We start from the raw sequence: 21584 nt of genomic DNA on the forward strand, positions 1-21584 counted from the left end.
CCCCCGCAAGCCAAGGAGCCATGACCATGAGCCAGCCCCCTTCCCCCACCGGCGTCGCGATGTCCGTCGAGTCCTCGCCGGGCTTCCACTGCAAGCTGGAGCACGGGCCGTCCGGCTCGCGCATCACCACCGAGGCCCCCAAGGACAACGGCGGCACGGGCATGTCCTTCTCTCCCACGGACCTGGTGGGCGCGGCGCTCGCCTCGTGCGTGCTCACCACCATGGCCCTGGCCGCCTCGCGCGAGAACATCCCCCTGGGGGATGCCCGCGCCCGGGTGGAGAAGCGCATGACGCCCCCGCCGCGCCGCATCGCCGAGCTGGTGCTGGAGGTGGAGATGCCCGCGGGCCTCTCCGCCGCGCACCGCACCCGCCTGGAGGAGGTGGCCCATGGTTGCCCGGTGTCGCGCAGCCTGCACCCGGACGTGAAGCTGCCCATGTCCTTCCGCTACCCGGACGCCGCCCGGTAGGACGCTCGAGCGCTTGATCCTCCGCCCGCTCCCCGGCCGCCTGGCCGGGCGGGCGCTGCACTCCAGGCCGCTCATGCCGACCTTCCCCCCGCAACGTGGGCGAAGACGGGGAGAGCGGCGTGAACCTGGACCTTCTGCGCATCTATCTGAACGATCACCTGATGGGCTCCGTGGGCGGCCTGGAGCTGGCGAAGCGGGCTCGCGCGGAGAACGAGGACCACGCGGTGGGGGAGTACCTCGCGTCCTTGATCGAGGAGCTCCAGGCGGACCGCGCCACCCTGAAGAACGTGATGCGGGCGCTGGGCTTCAAGCTCGACCCGCTCAAGCAGGGCATGGCCTGGGTGGGCGAGAAGCTCGAGCGGCTCAAGCCCAACGGACGGCTCACGGGCTACTCCCCCTTGAGCCGCCTGGAGGAGCTGGAGTTGCTCTGCCTGGGCACCGAGGGGCGCCTGTCCATGTGGCGCACCCTCCGGGGACTGGCCGGCAAGGATGACCGCCTGGGCCGCTTCGACTTCACGGTCCACATCCACCGGGCCGAGCAGCAGCGGCGCGCCCTGGAGCGGTTGCGCCAGCGGGCCGCGGACGAGGCGTTCTCGGAGCCCGAGGAGCGCTCGGTCCTGCGTCTCACCCCCACGCGGGAGCCGGGTTAGCGTCTATAAGGCGCTGCATGGACGTGAAGTCGAGGCAGGTCGTGGAGTGGCTCCTGCGCGAGGAGCAGGTGGAATGGACCACCGAGAAACCACCTCCCGGTCTGGAGCCCGGGGCACGTGAACTCTTCATCAGCGTGGGCTCGCGCGGCGAGGCCCTGCCCGAGCACCCGCGCATGTTGGCGTGGAAGCTCCCCCAGTGGACCCGGCGCGCGGTGCGCTCCACCACGGCCACGGTCCTCCTCTCCGCCGAGCCGCTCGATGCCCTGTCCCGGCAGCTCCAGGAGGCTCCTCCCGGCGCGTCGCCTCCTCCCCTCACGTTGCGCGTCCACGAGCACACCCTCGACGTCGTGTGCGCCACGCTGCTGGTCGCCTGGCGGCTCTTGCACGGCGCCTGGCCCGAGGGCGTCGAGGTGCTCGCCGACTACGTGGGCGAGTGGGAGCAGGGCCACACCGAGACGGTGGGCGAGTACGAGTGCGCGCTGGGCACCGTGTTCTACGCGGCGGTGAAGCTCTGGCCCTCGCTGTCGGCCCGGCCCTCGCGCGAGGTGCTGGAGCTCATGGCCTCCGTGCTGGAGACGGCGCGCGTGCCCGAGGAGCTCACGCGCCTGCCCCCGGCGCGCATCCCCCCGGCCGTCTCCCGGCGCCTCAAGGCGGACGAGCTGCTCTACCGCGCCGAGCTGTCGCGCGCCCAGCGCGTGCAGCTCGACATTCCCCTGGGGGACGCGGAGGACGGGCCCATGCGGCGCGTGGACGCGCTCTTCCTGTCCTCCTTCCAGGACGTCACCGTCCTGCGGCTGCTCGCGCGCAACGACACGGAGAACACCCACTACGGCCAGGGCTTCGACTTCATGGCCATCCACATCGCCCGGCCCGAGCAGTCCCGGCCCTGGCACTCCTTCTCCCTCACCCCCGAGCGCGCGGGCACCCTGGGAGACCTGGCGGGCACGCTGGACGAGCTCGAGGGGCCGCGGCTGCTGGATGGCACCCCGCGCAAGCGCGGACGGCGCTTCGAGCGCCAGCCCAACGACTACTCGGACCCGTGGTACTCGGATGGCTACGCGAGCCCCACCGGCCGCGCGACGATGGTGGCCGGCCCCTACTCGGGCACCCGGCTGTCGCGCCGCGAGCTGTGGGAGACGCTCTGGGACCGCTTCAACGTGGGCCGCCACGTCCATGTCCTGCGCGCCCACACCATCTTCGCCCGGCCCTTCCTGTGGCGTGGGCCCGTGCCGGGCGCGGAGCTCGTGTCCCGGGGCTTCCAGCGGAGGGATCTCTCCAGCCAGGGCGCCACCTTCCACCCCGCCGTGGTCCTGTCCTTCCTCGGCGCCACGGAGGAGGCGGACGTGCTGCACTACGAGAAGCCCGCCGGGGCCCACACCGTCCACGTCTCCGTCTACCCCAACCGGCTCGTCGCCGTCTGGGTGGAGCGGCCCCGGGCCGAGGCCACCTCGTTGTACGCGCTCGCCCTGGAGCAGGAGGAGCTCGTCGAGGGCCGTGCGTTGTGGGAGCTGGAGCCGTTGCGCGCGCTCGCGCCGTGGCTGGCGCCGCTCGGCCCCGAGCGCTGGCTCGTCTATGGCGCCTATCGCGTGTCGCGTGGCCGCTCGTCCATGCTGGATGACTCGCGCTCCATGCAGGGGCTCTTCCACGCGCTCGCCTCCGGCACGCGGCCCTCCCTGGAGAAGCTGCCCTCGGAAGCCGCCGCCGAGAGCCGGCGCGTGCTGCGCGACGCCGCCGGGGAAACCGAGCACTGGCTGACGTCCACGGGCGGGGCGCGGGTCGAGTTCCTCCTCGAGGAGGAGGAGCGCGGGCCTCTCGCGTGCGACCGCGATTTCTTCCTCTTCCTGCTCACCCTGGGCCAGCGCTACTCGGCCTTCGAGATCAGCCGGCGCATGGCCGAGGTGGAGCAGCGCTACCGCACCTCGCGCTGGCAGAGCCTGAGGCCCGCACGCAGCGTGCGCTCGGACGTGATGCTCTTCACCAACTCCCTCTGGCACACGCGCGTGAGCGAGGACCCGGACGTCAACGCTCGCTACCTCGCCTGGCACTCGCTGCACGGCCTGCAGGAGACGGTGACGTCCATGCGCGACCAGGCAGCCGAGCTGGACCAGTACAAGCGCGATCAGTTCGATCGCATGGTGGGCCTGCTCGTCTTCGTCTTCCTGCCGGTGAGCCTCGCCTGCGGCTTCTTCTCCGGCGCGCAGTTCCAAGACATGAGCCCCTCGGTGGGGATTCCGGGCGCCACCACCGGCTGGCTCATCTTCCTGGGCTACACCGCCGCCTTCACCGTGCTTGTCTTTGGCACCGTGTTGTTCGCGCGGGTGATGAACTGGCGACGGCGATGAACCGTCCCATGCTCGCTCGCTCACCCTGCACTCGAGTGGACTCCTGTTGTTCGGGGCTTGAATCCAGGTCAGAATCGCCTGGAAGGCGGTAGAGACCCGGAGTGTCGGCGGTACGCTGGAGGCACGTCCCTTTCGGCCTTGTCGAGGTTTTCCATGGGTGAGAGCGGCGTGCAGGGAGAGCGGACGGAGAGCCAGTCGATCTCCGGCGATTTGTTCTGCATGCGGGGTTTTGGCATCGCACTGGTGGTCCTCGTGCACGTACTCGGCGTGGATGACCAGCACGGGGTGCGCAAGCTCTTCATCCCGGGACGGGCGGACCTGCGCATCGCGTACGATTTCATCCATAGCTTCAATATGGCCGTGATGTTGATCGCGGCGGGCGTGGCCGTGAGCGCCTTCGGGAAGGTGAACCGGTCGCTGATCGGCTTCCTGCGCAAGAAGCTGGATAAGCTCGTCGTCCCGATGCTCATCTGGGCGCCCATGCTGCTGCTCATGCAGGAGCTGTCGGCGGGCCTTCCCCACGGGGTGAGGGCGTGGGGGGCGCTGCTCGCGCGCGTGCCCACGGCGTGGTTCCCCGTGTACGCCATCTTCTGGTTCGTGCACGTGCTGGTGTGGTGCACCCTGCTGAGCTGGATCTTCCGGCGCTTCGCCGCGCCGCGGCTCGGCCGTTGGGCGTCCCTGGTCTACCTGGGCGCCGCCATCGTGATGCACGCCGCCCTGGTGGAGTGGGTGGGTCCCACGCCGTCGGTGATGGGCGAGTACGTGTCCCTGGTGACGTACTGGAACCGCTTCTTCGGCCTGGGCCTCTTCATCCAGCCGGCCCTGGCGGGCGCCTGCCAGGTGCTCTCACGGCGCTCCGCGCCGCGGCAGGTGCTGGTGTCCCTGGGGCTCGCCGCGGCGCTGGTGGCCGTGTACGCGGGGATACCGGACTACGAGCTGGTGTGCGTCATCAACGGGCCGCTGGGCTTCTGCCTGTTGATCTCGCTCTCGGTCTTCCTGGGCAGCCGGGCGCGCGAGGGAGGCGCGGTGTGGAAGGCCCTGCGTGGGCGCTTCGCCACCGTGGGCTCCATCAGCATGCTCTTCTACCTCTTCCACATCTACTTCGTGTCGGGCACGCGCCTGGTGCTCGAGCACCTGTCCCCGGGCATGCCGCTGGCGGTGCACCTCGTGGTCGGCTGGACGATGGGACTGCTCGGCCCCTGGGTCATCTACCTGCTCCTCAAGGATCATCCGCTCTTCCGCTGGAGCATCGGGTTTCCCTCGCGCAAGACCGGCCCGGAGTCCAGTGGCGAACAGCCGCGCCCCGAGCCCTCCGCAGTGTCCTCGGGCGTCTGACCGGGGGGCCTGGACGGCCGTGCGTCGACGCCTCCGTGGGGACATGCGCGGCCGGGAGATGACGCCGCCCGTTTTCACCGGGCTGTCACCCACGGGTTGTCACCCGCCAATGCTATGTGCCCGGATCTCTCGGGACGTGACGCGTCCCCTGACTGGGAGACTTCCGTGCACCCGCATTCCGCCTCTCGCTCTTCCTCGCGTTTCTCTCGCCGTCTGTTCGCCATGATGCCGCTCGCCCTGGCCGGCGCGCTCGCGCTGACGGGTTGTGACGACCGCACGCCCGCGCTCGCCGACAAGCTCCTCGTGGTGGGCCACCGCGGTGCCAGCGCCCTGCGCCCGGAGCACACGCTCGCCAGCTACCGCAAGGCCGTCGAGGACGGCGCGGACATCATCGAGCCGGATCTCGTGTCGACCCAGGACGGCGTGCTCGTGGCCCGTCACGAGAACGAGATCTCCGGCACCACCAACGTGGCGGACGTGGCGAAGTTCGCCTCGCGCAAGACCACGAAGATGATCGACGGCAAGCCGCTCACCGGGTGGTTCACCGAGGACTTCACCCTGGCGGAACTCAAGGAGCTGCGCGCGCGTGAGCGGATTCCCGCCGTGCGCCCGGGCAACACCCAGTACAACGATCAGTTCGAGATCCCCACGCTCACCGAGGTGATCGCGCTCGCCAAGGAGCTGTCGCAGAGTTCCGGCCGCACCATCCACATCTACCCGGAGACCAAGCACCCCACCTACTTCCAGTCCGTGAACCTGCCGCTGGAGGACAAGCTCATCGAGGCGCTACGCGCGGATGACTTCACCCGTAGCACCGCCACCGTCTACATCCAGTCCTTCGAGGTGGCCAACCTCAAGGCCATCCGCGCGAAGCTCGGCACCTCGCAGCCCAACTGGAAGCTCGTGCAGTTGATGGAGGAGGGGTCCTTGCAGCCCTATGACTTCGTCGTCGCCAAGGACGCGCGCACCTACGCCGACTTGATGACCGAGGCGGGCATGAAGGAGATCGCCACCTACGCGAACGGGGTCGGGCCCTACAAGCGCAGCATCATCGACGTGGACACCACGACGGGGGCCTTCCTGAAGCCCAGCAGCCTCGTGCGCAACGCCCACGCGGCCAACCTGACCGTGCACCCCTACACCTTCCGCCCGGAGAACAGCTTCCTGCCCGCTCCGCTCAAGGCCGAGGGGACGGACTCCACGCACAACGAGGCTGGCGCCATCAAGGAGATCCAGGCGTACCTCGATGCCGGCATCGATGGCTTCTTCACCGATGACCCCGCCGTGGGTCGCAAGGCGGTGGATTCGTACAAGCGCTAATTCCGCCAGGTGAGCGGGGACCCGCCCAGCAGCAGGGGGACGGCGAGCAGGCCTCCCCCCGCGCCGATCCACAGGGTGGGCACCATCCCGAGCACGCCCACCAGGGGGCCCGCCAGCAACGCCCCCAGGGACAGCAGCAGCCCGGTCACCACGTGGAAGGTCGCGTTGGCGCGGCCCAGCACCTCGGAGTCCATGACCCACTGCCGGAGGCTGAGCGCGTGAATCACGTACGCGCCGAGCAGGGCATCCCCGAGCAACTGCTGCAGGACGAGCAGGGGGATGCTCCACGCTCCCGCCTCCCTCGCGAGGGGAATCAGCAGGTTCGCGCCTTGTCCCACGAGCAGTGAGATGCCCATCGCGGGGCCGAGGCCCCGGCGCACCATGGGCCGCGCGATCAACGCCCCCACGAAGGAGCCCACCCCTCCCACGCCGATGATGACGCCCACGGTGGCGGGCGTCAGGCCCAGCGTCTCCAGCGTGAAGACCATGTAGAGCGCGAGGAAGAAGCCGCCGAAGAAGTACATGACGGCCTCCGCGATCAACACCGGACGGATCAGCGGATGGGCGAGGCAGGCGCGAAAGCCCGTCACGATGTCGCCGAGGACGCTCACGTGGGCCCCGGTGGCCGCCGCGGGTGGCTCGGGGGTGCGGATCCGGCCGAGCCACAGGGCCGACCAGACATACGACAGCGCGTCCACCCCGATCGCCACCGGCGCCGTCAGCCACTGCACCAGCACGCCCGCCAGTCCGGGCCCGGCCGCCTCCGCGACGGACTCCGAGGCCTCCAGGCGGGCATTGGCCTCCACCAGCAGCGCCTTGTCCACGAGCGTGGGCAGGTAGCTGTTGTCGGCGATCTGGAACAGCGTCGTGGCGGCTCCGACCGCTGCCGCCACGAGGTAGAGCTGGGGCATCGACAGGGTCCCGAACCTCGCGGCCAGGGGCAGGGTGAGGAGCAACAGGGCCCTGACGACATCCGCGCCGATGAGGAGCGGCCGTTTGGCGTTTCGATCGACGTGCCCGCCCATGAACAGGCCCACGAGCAGACCGGGCGCGACCCCGAGCGCCGAGAGGAGGGCGATCTCGGTGGGCGTCGCCTGGAGCGTGAGCAGGGCGAGAATGGGCAGGGCGGTGCGGGTGATGCGGCTGCCGAACGCGCTGACGATCTGCGCGCCCCAGAGCCGCAGGAAATCCGGGTGGCTCCAGAGCCCGCCGGAAGGCCACCCACGTGGAAGGACGCGCACGGTGTTCAACCTCGATAAAGGGGGAGGGCGAGCCCTCGGGTGATGGCGAGCGCCCGCAGGACGAAGCCGGCGGTGGCCGCGATGCCGGCGGCCAGGGGCATGGGGACGCCCAGGGAGCCGAGCCCGACGTACAGCGCGGCGGCGAGCGCGGCGGCGGTGACGTAGATCTCCGGACGCAGGAGGATGGACGGCTCACCCGCCAGCACGTCGCGGATGATGCCCCCCATGCAGGCGGTGACGACGCCCATCACCACGGCGGGCAGGGCGGGGATGCCCAGGCTGCGTGCCTTGGCGGCGCCATAGACGGCATAGGCGGCGAGGCCGATCGCGTCGAACCAGTCGAGCGCCTTGCCCCTCCACAGCCAAGAGGGCGTGACCCAGACCAGGACCGCCATGCCCAGACTGACCGCGATCGCGCCCGAGTCATGCATCCAGAAGACGGGGGCGTCGAGGAGCAGATCCCTCACGGTGCCGCCGCCCGTGCTGGTGATGGCGGCGAAGAAGGCGAACGTGACGAGGTTCTGTTGGCGCCGGGCGGCGGCGAGTGCGCCCGAGGCGGCGAACACCGCGATACCGATGATGTTGAGCCAGACGAGCGCGGGGCCGAGTTGGGCGAGGGGGAGGTTCATGTGTCCGCTTCCAGCATCAACGCGTCGCGAAGGTGCTCGGCGAGATAATCGATCAACGCGCTCACGGGCGGCGGCAGACCCCGGCGGCTGGTGAAGACGAGGTGCACCGTTCCGTCCGGAGCGTGCCAGTCTGGAAACACCTGGACGAACTGGCCGGAGCGCAGGGCGAGCGCACAGGTATGGTCGGGCAGCAGGGACACGCCCAGCCCGGCGATCACCGCCTCCCGCAGGGCCTGGAAATCCCCGCAGGCCAGCCGAGGCTCATGACGCAGGGTGATCGTCCGCTGCTCGGGGCCGATGAGCTCCCAGACGTCCTGGCCCGGTTGCTCCGTCGGGCTCAGGGTTGGCACCGAGGAGAGCATCTCCACGTCCCGAGTGTCGCCGAGGCGCTCGGCCCACGTGGGGCTCGCCACGAGGATGCGGCGGCTCCGGGCGAGCTTGCGCACGGTGAGCGCCGCGTCGGTGTCGAGCGAGATGCGCACCCGGAGCGCGACGTCGATGCGCTCGGAGATGAGATCGACCCGCCGGTTGGTGGCCACCACCACCAGCTTCACCCGGGGATAGCGGTCCATGAAGCGTGCCAGGACGCCCGACACGGGCTCCATCATCCCCAGGGGACAGCTGAACCGGACCGTCCCATGGGGCTCGCCCTGGGTCGCGGCCACCGCCGCCTCGGCCCGCTTCACTTCCATCAACACGTTCTGGCAGTGCTCGTAGAAGGCCTGCCCGACGTCGGTGACGCGGAAGCGGCGCGAGGTCCGTTCGATCAGCCGGACACCCAGCCGCTCCTCGAGCTGCGCCACCCGGCGGCTGAGCTTCGACTTGGGTTGCCGCAGCACCCGTCCGGCCGACGCGAAGCCCCCGTTGGCGACCACCTCGGTGAAGAAGAACAGGTCATTCAAGTCCTGCATCACGCCCTCATCGTTCCAAAAGAGGAACGCAGGTTCCCGAAAAGCCCAGCTATCGGATTCATCGTTCCAAATCTAGATCTATCCCATCGCGACGACGAACTCCGCCGCCGCATCACAGGGAGAAAGACCATGAGCAACAAACTTCAGGGCAAGGTGGCGGTCGTGACGGGTGGGACGTCGGGAATCGGGCTGGCCACGGCGAAGCGGTTCGCCGCCGAGGGCGCCACCGTCTTCATCACGGGCCGCCGCCAGGCGGAGCTGGATGCCGCGGTGAAGTTGATCGGCCCCAGCGCCACGGGGGTTCGGGCGGATGCCTCGAACCTGGCCGATCTCGACCGCCTCTACGAGGTGGTGAAGCAGAACAAGGCCCCCCTCGACATCCTCGTCGCCAACGCGGGAGGCGGTGAGTTCGCCCCCCTGGGCTCCATCACCGAGAAGCACTTCGACGACACCTTCGCCACCAACGTCAAGGGCATGCTGTTCACGGTGCAGAAGGCCCTGCCGCTGCTGCGCGACGGCGCCTCCATCATCCTCACGGGCTCGACGGCGGGCATCCAGGGCACTCCGGCGTTCAGCGTCTACTCCGCGACCAAGGCCGCCGTGCGCAGCTTCGCCCGCAATTGGATCCTCGATTTGAAGGACCGCCGCATCCGCGTCAACGTCATCAGCCCGGGCCCCATCAAGACGCCCGGTCTGCATGGGCTCGCCCCGAATGAGGAGGCGGCGCGGGCGCTCTTCGAGCAGATGGCCACCACCATTCCCCTGGGCCGGCTGGGCGACCCGGACGAGGTCGCCAGGACGGCGGTGTTCCTCGGCTCGGAGGACAGCAGCTTCGTCAACGGAGCCGAGCTCTTCGTCGACGGCGGCGCGGCGCAGATCTGAAGCACACCCGCCCCGGGGCAAGGGCCCGTGCCCTCGACCCCGGGGAGCAGGCCGAGTCTCAGACCCGCTCGACGCGCACACGCGCGGGCAGCCCGTTGAGGCTCACTTCCTCCTCGGTGGTGAAGCCCTCGGGGCCCACGTTCAGCTCCGAGGTGAGCGTCTCCCGGGAGATGAGCTCACGCGCCTCCTGGGTCACCTTGCGCACGCGCGCGTCTCCGTCCACCCACAGGCGGATGCGATCCGTGTACCCGAGCGCCATGTCCTTGCGCGCCGCCTGCACGCGGGCGAGCAGCTCGCGCACCAGGCCCTCGTCCACGAGCGCCTCCGTGAGCTCCGTGTGGAGCACCACCACGCCCACGCCCGAGCCCGCGGCGGCATAGCCCGCGTTGGCCTCCACGAGGACTTCGAGCTCCTCGGCGGGGAACACCATGGCCTCGCCGCCCACCGTCAGGGCCACCTTGCCCTCGCGGGCGAGCTCCGCCTGGAGCAGGCGGCTGTCGGCGGCGTCGAAGGCCTTGCGCACCGGGGCGAGCTTGGGGCCCAGGCGGCTGCCCATGGTGCGCAGGTTGGGCCGGACCTTGTAGCGCACCACGTCCGCCTCCTGGCCCGCCTCGAGGAAGCGCACCGTGTGCACGTTCAGCTCGTCGGTGAGCAGGTGCTCGTAGTGGGCCACGCGCTCGCGCAGCTCGCGGCGCGCGAGCACCACGTCCACGCGCGAGAGCGGCTGGCGCACCTTGAGACGGTTGTCCGTGCGCACCTTGAGGCCGAGCGACACGAGCTCGCGCACCGCGCCCATCTCCGTGGAGAGCGCCTCGTCGATGAGGCTCGCGTCCGCTTCCGGGTAGTGGCCCAGGTGGACGCTCTCCGGCTGGGTGGTGGGCCAGGGCTGGCGCACGAGGTTGCCCCACATCTCCTCGGAGAAGAAGGGCGTGAAGGGGGCGCTCATCGCCGCGAGCGTGGTGAGCACCTCGTACAGGGTGAAGTACGCGTCCTGCTTGTCCTGCTCCAGGCCCGGCGCCCAGAAGCGGTCCCGGCTGCGGCGCAGGTACCAGTTGGACAGGGCGTCCACGAGCGCCACCATGCGCTGGGCGGCGTCGTACACCTGGTAGGTGTCCAGGCCCCGGGTGACGTCGCGCAGGGCGAGCTGCACCTCGGAGAGGATCCACCTGTCCAGCACCGGACGCTGGGCGGGGGGGCGCCAGCCGGTGCTCTTCTGGATGGCGCGCCAGGGCACCTCGGTGGCGTCCGGGTTGCCCTTGGCCGGAGAGAAGCCGTCGATGTTCGCGTAGATGGTGAAGAACGAGTAGACGTTGCGCAGCTTGACCTGGAAGTCCTTCTGCAACATGCGCACGTTGCTCAGCGAGTGGCGCGTGTTGGACCAGGTGGGGCTGGCGGCGAAGAAGAACCAGCGGAAGGCGTCCGCGCCGGGGGCCCGGCTGGCGGGGTCCTTGAGCACCACGCGCTCGTCGGGCGGCAGCCGGGGCACCTCCACCGGCATCACCTCCGCGCCGCGCGCCGGGGGCTTCACGCCCAGGGCCGCGAGGTCCTTCGCGGCGAGCAGCACCACGCGGCGCTTGAGCTTCTTGTGCACCTTGACGGTGAGCGTCAGCGCCTTGTCGGGCGCGTCCGGACGGAACACCTGGAGCTTGGCGCCCTCCTGGAGATCCAACCCCTCGAGGTCCTCGCGGGCGATGAGCGCCTCGCCGGGCACGCCGGGCACGCCCGCGCGCGCGTCGTCGAGCACGGCGAAGTCCATGCGCACTTCATCGAGGATGATCTCCGGCGGGGTGTAGTTGCCCTTGGACTTGGACTCCTTCTTGCCCTCCTTGTCGGAGACGTGGCCGAGCACGATGCAGTTCTTGTAGGGCAGGGGGTAGTCGCGCGCGGGCGCAATCCCCTGGCGTGCCTGCGTCTCCTCGTCGAAGACGAGCGTGCTGATCATCAGCAGCGAGTAGAACCAGCCGCGCGTCTGATCGATCGCCTCGGAGATGAAGTCCGCGGGGAAGGCGCGGGTGAACTTCTCGTGCGAGCCGGGCGCGTGGGGGTAGCCCCACTGGGCGAAGGGCATGCACCCGGAGTCGAACCACACGTCCACCACCTCGGGCACGCGCACGAAGCGACCGGGGGTGCCGGGCTTCTCGTAGGTGACCTTGTCGATCCACGGCTTGTGGACGATGAGGTGCTCGGCGCCGGCGGACTCGGGCTTGCTCGCGAGGAAGGCCTTGAGCTCGGCCTCCACGGCGCCAAGCGTGCTGCCGGGCTTGCCGCGCAGGGACTCGAGCGACGCGTGGGCCTCCACTTCGCCCGTCTCCGAGTGGACCCAGAGGGGCAGGGGTGTGCCCCAGTAGCGCTCGCGCGAGAGGGCCCAGTCCACGTTGTTGGCGAGGAAGTCGCCGAAGCGGCCCTCCTTGATGTGGTCGGGGACCCAGTTGACCTGGCGGTTGTTGGCGATGGCCTTGTCCTTCACGGACGTGGTGCGGATGTACCAGGCGGGCCGGGCGAACTGGATGAGCGGGTCGTCATCCGCGCGCCAGCAGAAGGGGTACTCGTGGCGGTACTGCTCCATGAGCACGAGCCGGCCGCGCTCCTTGAGCTCGCGCTGGATCTCCTTGTCCGCGTCCTTGACGAAGCGCCCGGTGAGCGAGGGGAAGTCCTCGCCGAAGGTGCCGTCCGGACGGATGGCGCAGAACATCTCCAGGGGCTGGGTGAAGCGGGTGCGCTCGCGGCGGAAGGCCTCGTAGTCGTCCTCGCCGAAGGCCGGCGCGACGTGCACGATGCCCGTGCCGCTGGTGAGGGTGACGAAGTCCGCGCCGATGACGCGCCAGGCGGGCGCCTCGGTGCCACCCTGGGCGAGCGGCAGTTGGGTGTCGCCCACGCGCTGGACGTAGACGTCGTAGGGCGGCAGGTAGCGCCGGCCCACCAGCTCGCTGCCCTTGAGGGTGGCGAGCACGGGCAGGTCCTTCTTGAGCTTCTTGGCCAGCTCCTCGCGCAGGGCCGCGGCGACGATGAGCTTGCGCTCGCCCGCGTCCACGGTGACGTAGTCCACGGTGGGGTTGACCGCGGCGTACATGTTGGAGGGCAGCGTCCAGGGCGTGGTGGTCCAGATGAGCAGCGCGGTGTCGGGCGTGTCGCGCAGCGGGAAGGCCACGTAGGCGCTGGGATCGTCCACGGTGCGGTAGCCCATGCCGACCTCGCCCGAGCTGAGCGCCGTGCCGCCCTGGGGCCACCACCAGACGATTTTATGGCCGCGGTAGAGCAGGCCCTTGCGGTACAGCTCGGCGAGCGCCCACCAGACGCTCTCCACGTAGCCCCGGTGGTAGGTGACGTAGGCGTCCTTCAGGTCCACCCAGAAGCCGATGCGCTCGGTGAGCCGCTCCCACTCGGAGGTGTAGCGGAAGACGGACTCGATGCAGCGCTCGGTGAAGGGCTCCACGCCGTAGCGCTCGATCTCCGCCTTGCCGTGGATACGCAGCTCCTTCTCGACCTCCACCTCGACGGGCAGGCCGTGCGTGTCCCAGCCCGCCTTGCGGGGGACGCGGTAGCCGCGCATGGTCTTGTATCGGGGGAACAGGTCCTTGATGACGCGCGTGAGGACGTGGCCGTTGTGGGGCAGGCCGTTGGCGGTGGGCGGGCCCTCGTAGAAGACGAAGCCGGGAGCGTTGTCCCGTCCCTGGAGCGTCCGCTCGAAGATGCGGCGCTCCTTCCAGAAGGAGAGGACGCGGCGTTCGTCCGCGGGGAAGTCCAGCTCCGCGGGAACGGCGGTGAACAGGGCAGAGGGAGGAGGCATGGGGGTGCGTCGTAGCACGAAGGCGGTGGGAGGCTCCCGGGCGATCTTTTCCGACGGTCCGTGGCTCTAGGGCTGGGCGGATTGCGGCGGGCGGCCCCGGTCCTTGGCGACGGGCAGGTAGCACTTGCCCTGGTACTCGGCCTGGACGTCCAGGCAGGGGGGACGCTGGTCCAGGGCCATCCAACACCCCTTGTTGATCTCCTCCTCCCACAGTTCGGGTTTGCAGGGGGTGATGGCTTGATTCCGGAAGGGCTTCTTGGGCAGTGGATAAGCGAGGGAGGTGGGGGCCGGTGGGGCCGAGCCGGTCAAGAGCGGCGCATCCACCTTGGAGCGGATGTCGGACAGCTCGACTGGAGAGGGGGACGGCGGGTGTCCGGGCCAGCCAGCCAGCAACAGCCCGGCGCCCATGCCCAGTGCGAGCAGGGCGAGACCCGCGGCGGCGAGCATTCCCCTGGAAGGTGAGGGGGAGACGGGGGCGGGGGGTCCCGGTGGTGCCGAGAGGTGGCTCTGGACCTGGGGACTGTCCTCGACGGCTTGGACCGAGGCGCTCGTCAGCGCGAGGATGTCCGCCAGCTCCGTCAGGGGGACGCCCGCGGGGGCCTGCTCCGGTCGAATGGTGACGGATGGCGGCGTGGGCCGGCAGAGGATCCGGACCTCCCAGGAGCCCGAGGGTTGCCACTCCACGTGCTCGCCGGGCATCAGCGTCAGGGCCGGCTGCCCCGTGCCCGTGTCCCTCGATTCATAGAGGCGTCCCAGGTTGGGCTCCACCTCCTCGCACCGCCTGCCGAGCTGGAACGGTCCCAGCCCGCCGTCTTTGTCGCTCTTCTCGTTCGCCATGAGCCTTCCCTTCGTGGAAGCCACTCCTCACGGAAACGGATTCGACTTTTCAAGTCAAGTGGAATGACGGGTCTTGTTGGGTTCGACGAATCAAAGACAGGGGGCAGCCGCGGCGCCTCTCGTGTGCATGTCCCTCAGAGGTCCTCTTGGCGCAGGCGACCTTGGCGCCGGAGTTCGGATGCCACGAACGGAGCCCGCCGCTCGAGATAGGAGAGCTCGATGTCTCCCCGCTCGTAGCAGGTGACGTACTCTTCACGCGCCTTGAGGCACTCGGGCATGTTGAGCACGAGGAGGGTTTCCTCGATCTCCTTCGCCTTGCGCGTGGGAGCCTTGGGGCCGCGAATGACCTGGAATGCCACGAGTTCCAAGGCGAACCAACCCTTGGCCACCTCGAAGGGGTCCACCAGAGAGGTCAGGTCGTTCTTCTTCGCGTTGATGAGCGCGGCGCAGAGCCGGTAGTTCGACCACTCATAGACCTGGTCCCACGCGCGTGACTTCGGAAGGACGTGGTCGATGGTCGGGTTGCCCGTTGCATGCTCGAAATAGAGCGCCAGGTAGGCACAGCGGCGCTCATAGGCCTCCAGCATGTCCGGGAGGGCGTCACGCCAGAACGGGGGGAAGGCGTCGGCGGGAATGTCGGCCTCGCGGGCCGCGAGCTTCTTGCGGCGAGGGCCCCGGCGCTCGAGACGCGGCTTTCGGCCGACCAGCTCATCAATGGCGGACAGCCCCTTCTTGCGAACCTTCTTGTCGAAGTGGGGCGGCTCCTTCGCGGGCGTGACCGGTATCACCGCTTGCCTCGCTTCGCTGGCTTGCGCTCCTCGACGAACTGTCCCCACCGGACCCAGAACGGATCAATGTCCGGAAGCCCCGCGGCGCGCAGTTTCTGGTCCGCGGACTCCACGTCCTGCCATTTCGGGTCCTTCTGACGGAGCAGCGCCAGCGCGGTCTCGATGGCGGACTCGGCTTCGAGCGACCGGGCCTTCCTCAAATCGAAGGCCTCGCTGGTGAGCCAGTTGGAGACCTCTCCCCGGCGCACGAACTCGCGCTTGCGCAGGACGACCCGGGCCTCTTCGAGGTCCAGGTCGAACCATGCGTCCTTCTTGACGTCGAAGAGTGGCTCCACGGAGGCCAGCACCAGGGGGGAGTGCGTCGCCGTGATGAGCTGGACGCGGGAGCGGTGGCTCCCGGTGAGCGCGTCCATCACGTTGAGCACGGCCGGTACGATGCGGCGCTGCCACTGGGGATGGAGGTGCGCTTCGATCTCATCGATGAGGAAGATGATCTCCCGGGCGGGATCGTCGCCACGAACCTCGGCCGCCGCGAGGTGTTCCTGCCAGGCCCAGATCAGCAGGTAGGTCAGGGCGATGATGCGCCGCATGCCCGCCGACGAGTGGGTCACGGCGACATCCTGGCCGTAGGGCATCCGCAGTGTCGGGTAGCGCTTCGGATCTTCCACGGTGAGCTTCCGCAGCTCCCCTGGGACCAGCGGCTTTCCCCCGGGCGGGGACAGCACCTGGAGAACCTTGGTCAGCATGTTGAAGGCCTCACCGTTCTCGCGCTGCCACGACGCCCAGTCGCGAATGAGCCCTTCACAGTGCGCGTTCCCCTCCCACACTTCGTGAGGCGCGAAGAGATAGGAGCTGGGACGGTCCGGCGTATCGGTCTTCCAGTAGTTGCGCGCCGGATCCCACACGGAGAAGCCACCGTCGACCTGCGCGTAAAGCACGAGCCCCGGAATCGCGGGCCGACCATTGTTGACGGACCAGCGCTCGGCCTTGCGGTCATACCTGCTCTCGTACGAGTAGCTACGAGGCGTGGACTTCGTGTAGCTGTACGCGATCCTGGGCTTGCCCTGCGAGGGAGAGGGAAGGACCAGATAGCGTGCCCAGGTCCTGGTCAGGGCCCACCAGGCGATGTCCAGCAGGAAGCTCTTGCCCAGCCCGTTGTCGCCCGTGATGAGGTTGAGCCGTTGCGCGAGCCTCAGCTCCATCTCGGGCGCGGGTCCGACATTTTTCAGGTGCATCGACTCAAGCATCGACTTTGCCTCTCCGGGCAAGGGCTCTGGAGGAAGCTATGCCAATTCGGTCCGGTCAGAGCCGAAAACAGCATCGCGAGTTGCTCGACCGGGCGGGCCTCATCGAACGTCCGGAACCCGGGTAGACTCGCGAGTGACACGAGGGACACCATGCACCTGGATTCGCAGCCGCTCACCACGGCGACGTCTTGCCTCCCGAGCCTCCACTTCCGCGCGGTCCTCCTGGCTGCATCCGTGGCCTTGCTCATCCAAGGATGCGCCACGGTCCGCCACGACGCCGGGCCGCGACAGCCCGTTGCCACTCCCGCGAACGAGGCGGCGGTAGGCGGCTCCGGCGGCTTCTTCGAGCAGGAGGTGGTGGACCCATTCCAACTGGTACAGGCGGCCAGTGGCCTGGAAGAAGAGGACTGGCACCCGGCGGGCGCCGCGCTCTACCTGGGACAGGCGCGCCAGTTGCTGAGCGAGTTGGCGAAGCGGCCCGTGACCTACAAGAGCATCGCCCCGCGCCGGGTGCTGTGCTGGCTGCTGCGCGAGGTGCTCGAGGGCGGCGAGCGCGTGGAGTACGCCGACTTGAAGTGGCGTGTCGAGCGCTTCTGGCCCCTGGTGCTGGTGCGCCCGGACGGCTATCTGGTGGCCGTGCTCACCGGCACGCCCCTTCAGCGCATGGGCCCACTCCAACTCGTGGAGGGCGAGTGGAGGGTGGGGCGCCTCGTGGTGGGCGACTTCTACTTCTCGAGTGGGGGAGTCTTCTATCCGGTGAACGCCGCCTTGCGGCGCGCGGACAGTCTGCCCCTGACCGAACTGGGCCTGGGTAGGGATCCACTCAACGCGGCGCTCGATGGAGCGCAGGACGCCCTGGGGGAGATGGCGGTGGCGCTGGCCTCGTCCCTCCTCCATCCCATCCGGACCGTGGAGGACCTGGCCCAATTGCCCACGACGGTGGCGTTGCTCATTGCCTCCTCGCCGGAGTACTTCGCGCGTTATGGGGCCATGTCCCGGGAGGACCAGATACGGGAGGCGGCGCGCCTGTCCACGCACGTGCTCATGATGCTCGGGGGCGCGGAGGCCACGGTGGGACGTGTGAGTGGACTGGGGGCCGCACTGCCGGAGCTGTCACTCACGGCGAGGGGGGAGATGGTGGTGGGTGGAGTCGTGGTGGGAGGCACGATGAGCACCACGGTGGGGATGGACCTGGGAGCGTTCTCCGTCCTGCACATGGCGGCAAGGAGCCCGGGACGTACCAGCGGTGCGGGCGCCAAGGCGGGGAAGTCCACCCAGACGGCCGCGGCGAAGGGGCCCGGCAAGTGGACACACAAGACGCCCACGACCGAGTCCACGCAAGCCTTGGACTATCAGGAGCAGGTAACACAGCGGCCCGCCTGGTATGTGTACATGGTGGATGAGGTGGAGTTCGACGGCTTCAATGGCAAGGAATTGCTCGAAGCCAAGGGCGCTAGCTACAAAAAATTTCTCAAGAAAGACGGTGCAATTCAACCCTGGTTTGAAAATGGAAAGGGATTCTGGGCTTTGAGGGAGCAGGCGAGACGACAATCAGAGCTTGCCAGGACGTTGAATGTGCCGGTGGTCTGGCACGTGGCCGAGTTGGAATTCGCGAATTTCCTTCGTGCTTTCTTCGAAGAAAATGAATGGACCAATATCACCGTTCGCTATACGCCGCCGACGCGATGAGGAGCATGCATGCAGGGGAAGTTCTACGTCGGAGCCTACTGGGGACCGCGCAAGGAGACGGCGCTGGAGTGCGCCCGGCGCGCGGAACTCTTCTTCCACATGTTGGCACGGTACGACCCAACGTTCGTCCAATGGTACCGAAGGGGACGCGGAGCCCCTCGCGAATTGCCGGGCCACCCCGTCCGCCAGGACGTGGAAGAGTGGGAGCAGTTGTTCCTTCGTGGCATGAACCGCACGGATGCCACCAGGAGAGTCATCGAGGACCTGGGGTTTAGCGCAGATGTGTGGAATGCGAAGACCAGCGAACGGACCCGCATCGAGCTGCACTGCGGTGAGTACTCGCCCTTTGGGCCGGGAAACACCTGCCTGTTCTATCCACCTCACGAGGGCCCGTCTCGGGAGCGGATACTGAGCGCCTCCGTGCTGAGCGGAGTGCTCACCAGCATTGCCACCACATGGGACCCCGACTTCGCGATGGCCACCTCATCGGCCATGCTGGAACTCATCAAGAAGCGCAAGCGGGAGGTGAGGGTGGGCTGGCTGACCTACCTGTCACGCCGTCTGGGCACGGTTCCTCCGCTGCCCGCCCCCGTGCGCATCGAGCCGGTGGGCACCCTGGGATGGCTGCTCATCCTCTCTCCCGAGCCCATGACGGCGAGCAACCCCGAGCACGTGGCCTTCACCGACCGCATTCGCGAACTGCTCGACCGGGCGGGCCTCATCGAACGTCCGGAACCCGGTCCGGTCCGCGAGTAGTCCGGCACTCGCCCACGCTCATTTCAGGTCGACGTCCGAGAAGAGGCACGGGCGCGATCGAGGAGCAACTTGCGCTCGCGTTCGTTGTGCGTGAGCGATGCCGCGCGCTCGAACTCCGCACGGGCCTCGTCGAGGCGGCCGAGCTTCACCAGGAGGTCTCCGCGCACGCTCGGCAGGAGGTGGTAGTCCTCGAGCGAGCGCTCCGAGAGCAGCGCATCGACGATCTCGAGCCCCGCTGCTGGGCCGAACGCCATCGAGACGGCGACCGCACGGTTCAGCTCCACGACGGGTGATGGCACCAACTGGACGAGCGCCTCGTAGAGCGCCGCGATGCGCATCCAGTCCGTCTCGGCCGGCGTACGGGCTCGTGCGTGACAGGCGGCGATCGCGGCCTGCGAGGTGTACGGACCCCGTGCGCCGCCGAGTGCCTCGGCCCGTTCGAGTGCCGCGAGACCCCGGCGGATGAGGAGTTGATCCCACCGTCCCCGGTTTTGATCGAGCAACAGGACGGGCTCTCCCGACGGGCCGACCCGTGCCCTCAGCCGCGATGCCTGGAGTTCCATGAGCGCGACGAGGCCGTGGACTTCCGGCTCTTTTGGAACGAGCCCGGCCAGGATCCGTCCGAGCCGGAGCGCATCCTCGCAGAGCGCGGGTCGCACCCAGTCGTCGCCGGCGGTGGCCGAGTAGCCCTCGTTGAAGACGAGGTAGATGACCTGGAGCACCGACGAGAGACGGGCCTCGAGCTCGGCCCCGCGGGGAACCTCGAAGGGGACATGCGCCTCGGAGAGGGTCCGCTTGGCTCGGACGATTCTTTGGGCGACGGTCGGCTCCGGGACGAGGAACGCGCGCGCGATCTCCCCGGTCGTCAGACCTCCGAGCAAGCGCAGCGTGAGCGCGACACGGGCCTCGGTCGAGAGAACCGGATGACAGGCCGTGAACATGAGGCGCAGGAGGTCATCGCCGACGTCATCGTCGAGCGCGGCGTCGAGTTCCGGCACCGTGCGCGCTTGCTGTGCCTCGAGTTCGAGACCGAGCTCCTCGTGCTTGCGCTCGAGCCTCTTGTTCCGGCGAAAGAGGTCGACCGCGCGATGCTTCGCGGTGGCCATGAGCCAGGCGCCCGGGTTGTCTGGGATGCCCGACTCCGGCCACCGCTCGAGCGCGGCGACGAGCGCGTCCTGCGCGAGCTCCTCGGCGAGACCCACGTCGCGCACGAGTCGCGCGAGACCGGCGATGAGTCTGGCGGACTCGATCCTCCAGATCGCGTCGATGGCGCGCTGCGTAGCGGAAGCCGTCACGGCCACCGACTAGAGCAGCTTCATCCGCCAGCGCAAGGCCGGGCCCGCGCCAGGACTAACGGCCCTTCGACTCGGTGCGCTCACGGAGCTGCCGCTCCTTCTCCATGAGTTCGCCCGTGGGGTCGCTGGGAGCGAAGTCCTCCGACTCGAATACCTGGCGGATCTCGATCTCGGACTCCGTGCCGGGCATGGGATCGGGGCAACGCTTGACCCACTCGATCGCCTCTTCCTTCGACTTCACCTGCCACAACCAGAAGCCGGCGATCAGCTCCTTCGTCTCGGCGAAGGGCCCGTCGATCACGGTGCGCTTGCCTCCGGAGAATTTGACGCGTGCTCCCTTCGCGCTCGGGTGGAGCCCCTCGCCCGCGAGCAGGATTCCCGCCTTCACCAGCTCCTCGTTGTACTTCCCCATCTCGGTGAGCAGCTCCGTGCTCGGCAGGACGCCCGTCTCCGAGTCCTTGGTGGCCTTGATCAGGATCATGAATCGCATCGTCGTGTCTCCTCCGGAGTGGAAGCCGGGTCTGGCCCGGGCTCTACTCTCACGTCGAACGTGGGGGCGCGAGATCGACACGGCGAACGATTTTTTTCGCGGAACCGCCAACCCTCTGAAAGGACTGGAGCTCCCAGGGGAGGCAGCACCTGGTTGCCTGGTAGCCCGAGGGGGCGCCTTCAGCGCCGGAACATGAAGCGCAGTGCCTTGGGCAGCCGGCGCCTCCATGCCTTTTCGTTGTGTCCGGCGTTCTGATCCGGGCGCCACATGAGCCCACCTTCCGGGTAGCCCTTGCGCTCGAGGACGTGGTGCATCTCCTCGGCGACCGCGAGCATGCGGCCGCCGCCCTCGCGCCCGCCGCAGTCGATGTACACGCGGCTGATGAGCGGCTTGGGACGGCTGTCCACGAAGGGGAAGAGCGCCTTGTCCCCCACGGAGAAGGCGGGCGACATGGAAATGGCCCCGCCGATGGCGTGCGGGTAGCGGTAGTGGGCCCAGAGTGCCGCCAGGCCCCCCATGGACGAGCCACCCACCACCGTGTGCAGGGCCCCGCCCGTCAGTCCGAAGGTGTGCTGCACGTGCGGCATGAAGTGGTGCACCACCCAGTCGAAGAAGTGCTCCGCGTGTCCGCCGCGGCCCGGCGTCATCTCCCACGGGGACAGCTCGTCGATGCGCCGGTCTCCACCGTGCTCGAGCCCCACGACGACGGGCGCGCGGAAGGTGGGGCTGCCCACGAGTTGCTCGACGGCCTCGTGTGCGTACCAGCCGCCCGAGTAGCTCCCCCAGTCCGTCCAGCAGTTCTGGCCGTCGAAAAGGTAGAGCACGGGCCGCTCGTGGAGCGGCACGTCGTCTCCGCTCGGTACGTACACGTGCGCTCGACGGGAGGGGAATCCCGGGACATCGAACGGCCCGAGCGAA

18 protein-coding genes are annotated in these 21584 nt (G+C 68.8%); 8 read left to right on the top strand and 10 right to left on the bottom strand.

The genetic code is table 11. The features are described 5' to 3' along the window. Positions 1–26 precede the first annotated feature (26 nt). From CYFUS_RS16525 to CYFUS_RS16545, 5 genes are all read left to right on the top strand, one after another. The gene (locus CYFUS_RS16525; RefSeq protein WP_095992052.1) at positions 27–467 is read left to right on the top strand and encodes an OsmC family protein; all 441 of its coding nucleotides are present in this window, start codon (positions 27–29) and stop codon (positions 465–467) included. A 119-nt stretch (positions 468–586) separates the two neighbouring features. Then, positions 587–1117: a hypothetical protein gene (locus CYFUS_RS16530; RefSeq protein ID WP_095986101.1), complete on the top strand. Its 531-nt coding sequence runs from the start codon at positions 587–589 to the stop codon at positions 1115–1117. Positions 1118–1134: 17 nt separating this feature from the next. Continuing rightward, the gene (locus tag CYFUS_RS16535) at positions 1135–3459 is read left to right on the top strand and encodes a hypothetical protein (RefSeq protein ID WP_095986102.1); all 2325 of its coding nucleotides are present in this window, start codon (positions 1135–1137) and stop codon (positions 3457–3459) included. Between the two features lie 153 nt (positions 3460–3612). After that, positions 3613–4794, top strand: a complete 1182-nt coding sequence (locus CYFUS_RS16540; protein WP_232537607.1) for an acyltransferase family protein — start codon at positions 3613–3615, stop codon at positions 4792–4794. A 165-nt stretch (positions 4795–4959) separates the two neighbouring features. Further along, positions 4960–6114: a glycerophosphodiester phosphodiesterase gene (locus CYFUS_RS16545; RefSeq protein WP_198316595.1), complete on the top strand. Its 1155-nt coding sequence runs from the start codon at positions 4960–4962 to the stop codon at positions 6112–6114. Here CYFUS_RS16545 and CYFUS_RS16550 read toward each other — a convergent pair. From CYFUS_RS16550 to CYFUS_RS16560, 3 genes are read right to left on the bottom strand one after another with little or no spacing between them, the layout of a single operon-like run. Next, on the bottom strand, positions 6111–7355 hold the full coding sequence (locus CYFUS_RS16550; protein WP_095992055.1) for an MFS transporter: 1245 nt from the start codon (positions 7353–7355) through the stop codon (positions 6111–6113). The two genes, CYFUS_RS16545 and CYFUS_RS16550, sit on opposite strands and share 4 nt — an antisense overlap. A gap of 5 nt (positions 7356–7360) precedes the next feature. Beyond that, positions 7361–7984, bottom strand: a complete 624-nt coding sequence (locus CYFUS_RS16555; RefSeq protein ID WP_095986103.1) for a trimeric intracellular cation channel family protein — start codon at positions 7982–7984, stop codon at positions 7361–7363. Then, positions 7981–8895 carry a LysR substrate-binding domain-containing protein gene (locus tag CYFUS_RS16560; protein WP_095986104.1) on the bottom strand — a complete coding sequence of 305 codons (915 nt, stop codon included), beginning with the start codon at positions 8893–8895 and terminating at the stop codon, positions 7981–7983. The genes CYFUS_RS16555 and CYFUS_RS16560 overlap by 4 nt, the downstream gene beginning before the upstream one ends. A gap of 129 nt (positions 8896–9024) precedes the next feature. On the opposite strand from CYFUS_RS16560, the gene CYFUS_RS16565 reads away from it, so the two are divergent. After that, complete coding sequence (locus CYFUS_RS16565; protein ID WP_095986105.1) at positions 9025–9777, top strand: SDR family NAD(P)-dependent oxidoreductase; 753 nt, start codon at positions 9025–9027, stop codon at positions 9775–9777. A gap of 58 nt (positions 9778–9835) precedes the next feature. Here the strand turns inward: CYFUS_RS16565 and ileS are convergent, their stop codons facing one another. The 4 genes from ileS to CYFUS_RS16585 all read right to left on the bottom strand — a co-directional run bounded on the left by ileS (position 9836) and on the right by CYFUS_RS16585 (position 16436). Further along, entirely contained in the window at positions 9836–13564 is a 3729-nt protein-coding gene (gene ileS / locus CYFUS_RS16570) for an isoleucine--tRNA ligase (RefSeq protein ID WP_095986106.1), read from the bottom strand. A 66-nt stretch (positions 13565–13630) separates the two neighbouring features. Next, entirely contained in the window at positions 13631–14401 is a 771-nt protein-coding gene (locus CYFUS_RS16575; protein ID WP_095986107.1) for a hypothetical protein, read from the bottom strand. Between the two features lie 134 nt (positions 14402–14535). Next, entirely contained in the window at positions 14536–15189 is a 654-nt protein-coding gene (locus tag CYFUS_RS16580; RefSeq protein ID WP_095986108.1) for a hypothetical protein, read from the bottom strand. Continuing rightward, positions 15186–16436 (bottom strand): AAA family ATPase, encoded by a 1251-nt coding sequence (locus CYFUS_RS16585; protein ID WP_095986109.1) that lies wholly within the window; start codon positions 16434–16436, stop codon positions 15186–15188. Before CYFUS_RS16585 ends, CYFUS_RS16580 begins: the two co-directional genes overlap by 4 nt. Before the next feature lie 150 nt (positions 16437–16586). Between CYFUS_RS16585 and CYFUS_RS16590 the strand changes: the two genes are divergently transcribed. Continuing rightward, on the top strand, positions 16587–18125 hold the full coding sequence (locus tag CYFUS_RS16590; RefSeq protein ID WP_095986110.1) for a Tox-REase-5 domain-containing protein: 1539 nt from the start codon (positions 16587–16589) through the stop codon (positions 18123–18125). 9 nt (positions 18126–18134) lie between these two features. Continuing rightward, positions 18135–18881: an Imm52 family immunity protein gene (locus CYFUS_RS16595; protein WP_095986111.1), complete on the top strand. Its 747-nt coding sequence runs from the start codon at positions 18135–18137 to the stop codon at positions 18879–18881. 23 nt (positions 18882–18904) lie between these two features. Here CYFUS_RS16595 and CYFUS_RS16600 read toward each other — a convergent pair whose 3' ends face one another. The 3 genes from CYFUS_RS16600 to CYFUS_RS16610 form a co-directional block, all read right to left on the bottom strand. Continuing rightward, a complete protein-coding gene (locus CYFUS_RS16600; RefSeq protein ID WP_095992056.1) occupies positions 18905–20176 on the bottom strand; it encodes an RNA polymerase sigma factor in 1272 nt (423 codons plus the stop codon). 55 nt (positions 20177–20231) lie between these two features. Continuing rightward, positions 20232–20666: a YciI family protein gene (locus CYFUS_RS16605; RefSeq protein ID WP_095986112.1), complete on the bottom strand. Its 435-nt coding sequence runs from the start codon at positions 20664–20666 to the stop codon at positions 20232–20234. A 179-nt stretch (positions 20667–20845) separates the two neighbouring features. After that, the gene (locus CYFUS_RS16610) at positions 20846–21535 is read right to left on the bottom strand and encodes an alpha/beta hydrolase (RefSeq protein WP_157758478.1); all 690 of its coding nucleotides are present in this window, start codon (positions 21533–21535) and stop codon (positions 20846–20848) included. Between the last annotated feature and the right edge of the window lie 49 nt (positions 21536–21584).

This window comes from Cystobacter fuscus, from assembly GCF_002305875.1.
Taxonomy (GTDB): Bacteria; Myxococcota; Myxococcia; order Myxococcales; family Myxococcaceae; genus Cystobacter; species Cystobacter fuscus_A.

What these genes read in the sequence shown, in the direction of transcription:
- CYFUS_RS16525 (WP_095992052.1), top strand. Translation starts at nt 27, where the DNA reads ATGAGCCAGCCCCCTTCCCCCACCGGCGTCGCGATGTCCGTCGAGTCC.
- CYFUS_RS16535 (WP_095986102.1), top strand. Translation starts at nt 1,135, where the DNA reads ATGGACGTGAAGTCGAGGCAGGTCGTGGAGTGGCTCCTGCGCGAGGAG.
- CYFUS_RS16540 (WP_232537607.1), top strand. Translation starts at nt 3,613, where the DNA reads ATGGGTGAGAGCGGCGTGCAGGGAGAGCGGACGGAGAGCCAGTCGATC.
- CYFUS_RS16555 (WP_095986103.1), bottom strand. Translation starts at nt 7,984, where the DNA reads ATGAACCTCCCCCTCGCCCAACTCGGCCCCGCGCTCGTCTGGCTCAAC.
- CYFUS_RS16560 (WP_095986104.1), bottom strand. Translation starts at nt 8,895, where the DNA reads ATGCAGGACTTGAATGACCTGTTCTTCTTCACCGAGGTGGTCGCCAAC.
- CYFUS_RS16565 (WP_095986105.1), top strand. Translation starts at nt 9,025, where the DNA reads ATGAGCAACAAACTTCAGGGCAAGGTGGCGGTCGTGACGGGTGGGACG.
- ileS (WP_095986106.1), bottom strand. Translation starts at nt 13,564, where the DNA reads ATGCCTCCTCCCTCTGCCCTGTTCACCGCCGTTCCCGCGGAGCTGGAC.
- CYFUS_RS16575 (WP_095986107.1), bottom strand. Translation starts at nt 14,401, where the DNA reads ATGGCGAACGAGAAGAGCGACAAAGACGGCGGGCTGGGACCGTTCCAG.
- CYFUS_RS16585 (WP_095986109.1), bottom strand. Translation starts at nt 16,436, where the DNA reads ATGCTTGAGTCGATGCACCTGAAAAATGTCGGACCCGCGCCCGAGATG.
- CYFUS_RS16590 (WP_095986110.1), top strand. Translation starts at nt 16,587, where the DNA reads ATGCACCTGGATTCGCAGCCGCTCACCACGGCGACGTCTTGCCTCCCG.
- CYFUS_RS16595 (WP_095986111.1), top strand. Translation starts at nt 18,135, where the DNA reads ATGCAGGGGAAGTTCTACGTCGGAGCCTACTGGGGACCGCGCAAGGAG.
- CYFUS_RS16605 (WP_095986112.1), bottom strand. Translation starts at nt 20,666, where the DNA reads ATGCGATTCATGATCCTGATCAAGGCCACCAAGGACTCGGAGACGGGC.